Below are 2,000 nucleotides of genomic sequence, written 5' to 3' on the forward strand. Positions count from 1 at the left end.
CTCTTGCCGGACGTCCAAAAGCTTATTTGAACTGGATACTGGTTGACGAGCAGTTCAAGTTTGTAAGTGGCAATCCGGATATTGTAGGAGCGAATGAAACCTTCAAGGTTCACCAGTTTACAGATATGCCGGTGAGCAAGAATGGCTATTTGTACGTATATGTAAGCAATGAAACACCAAATATTGACGTATATTTTGACAATTTACAAGTAACTCTGACCAAGGGTCAAATACTAGAAGAGACGCATTATTATCCTTTTGGATTGATGATGAGTGGAATTAGTTATAGATCTGCATGGGGGTTAGAAAATAGATTCAAGTTTAATGAGGGTACTGAAAGAAACTCTGATTTGGATTTAAACTTGGACGAAACTGAATTTAGAGGTTATGATGCGCAAATTGGACGATTTTTACAAATCGACGAATTGTCTAATTTTAACAGTGATCATTCGCCATACGTTTATGCAAACAACAATCCTATTTCTTTAAATGATCCATCCGGTTTAACAACTGAGGATGCTATAACTTCAAATACAATTGTTATTGTACCTAAGCCAAAACCAAAGTACAAAACACTTCCGGAAGTTGTTGTCGTTGGTCATAGAAAAAAAAGTAGTTCAGTAGGTCAACCTGGTTTTTTTGAAAGTTTTATACCCGTATGGGGTCCAGGTAGAGCAGCCGTTGATGATTTTCAAAATGGAAGATGGGGCTGGGGAGTTTTTAATTCTGCAATGGCCGTGCTTGATGTTTTTACAATAGGGGGGGCAAGTACTCTAGTAAAAGGTGGTATTAAGAAATTAGTACGTAGTGGTGCAAAAGAAGTCGCAGAAGAGGCAGCCGAGGAGGCGGCTGAAGAAATAGTTACTACAACAACACGAAGGATTTTATTAAACGAAAGTATAAATGTCACGGAAGACGGATTTATTCATGTGATGCAGCGACATTATCCTCGTTCTGGAATGTTTTTGAAGAAAAGTAAATTTAGTATAAGTGTAAGGGAAATAGTAACTTTAATCAAGAATTCTGCCCAAGTTCCAAAAGTATTGCAGCGCGGTGGTAATTATCAAAGAATAGTTGATGCTGGAAGGATAATAGGAGTAGACGCAATAACCGGACAAGCAACTTCAAAATTTACAATAATAACAAATAAAGCTGGAGATTTAATAACAGCTTTTCCTGGTCTCCCTGGTAGATAATAATTGACATGGCTTTAGATATTTTAGTTAACGATTTACATGATGATATTGAAAAATCAATCTCACTATACTTGGATGAGTATGATAAGATAATGGAGTGTATTGAGAATACAAATGATTTTAAACTTATTCGAAGTGCCTTATCAGATTATTATGGTGAGCATGAGATTTATATAGATGATCTTGAAGATCTTTACAAAGAGACTTTGAAATTAAAGGAAGAATTTGGATCATCTCATTTGAATGAAGTTGTGAGGTTCATTGATGACTTTTTAGGCATTATAGGCTACGCAGTAAAATTTCGAAGAACAATTAAATTTATTGGTGATTAGTATTATTCTATATTTGCGTATTTATAAGAAGTTGTCCCCAATAAAATGAGTCTTGCTGTCGTCAGGTCATACAAAAGTCTAGTCTTAAAAATTGAATTCGCAAGCAGCAAATGGAATGTAGTGCGAATTAATTGGAATGATCTTTTTTGAGATTTATACTTACCCATTTGTCTATTAAGTGGTCGGCGTCTCTTTTTTTTAATGGTAGATACATGAATTGAATTTATCAACGACATTAAAGCAATTCTACTTAAATCTATTCTAGTCCTAATACATACGCTGCTAAAACCAGTGGAAGTGGTAATAAATTAGGTCCGGCCATCATTTTAAAGGTAATGGCAGGGGATAAGTTTAATGTAAGAGTAAGTAGTTGGTACAAAACAGGGGGAGCCAGTCCACAAACACCCACGAGTGCCTTAAGTGACTTAGTAAGCGCATTAACCAACTCTTTTGCTTCGATGGCCTCGTCTAA

At 35.8% G+C, this 2,000-nt stretch carries 3 protein-coding genes; 2 read left to right on the top strand and 1 reads right to left on the bottom strand.

Features of this window, described 5'->3' with window-relative positions:
- Both ACQ2HE_RS19830 and ACQ2HE_RS19835 read left to right on the top strand, forming a co-directional pair.
- Positions 1–1,196 (top strand): RHS repeat domain-containing protein (locus ACQ2HE_RS19830; RefSeq protein WP_430902506.1); only part of this gene is annotated, 1,196 nt, incomplete at its 5' end.
- A gap of 8 nt (positions 1,197–1,204) precedes the next feature.
- A complete protein-coding gene (locus ACQ2HE_RS19835) occupies positions 1,205–1,528 on the top strand; it encodes a hypothetical protein (RefSeq protein WP_430901923.1) in 324 nt (107 codons plus the stop codon).
- 256 nt (positions 1,529–1,784) lie between these two features.
- On the opposite strand, the gene ACQ2HE_RS19840 is transcribed toward ACQ2HE_RS19835, so the two are convergent.
- On the bottom strand, positions 1,785–2,000 hold a 216-nt coding region (locus ACQ2HE_RS19840; protein ID WP_430902507.1), incomplete at its 5' end, for a hypothetical protein.

Origin of the sequence: Endoryza foliicola (genome assembly GCF_050589245.1) — a bacterium.
In the GTDB taxonomy this organism is placed as follows: domain Bacteria; phylum Bacteroidota; class Bacteroidia; order Chitinophagales; family Chitinophagaceae; genus Endoryza; species Endoryza foliicola.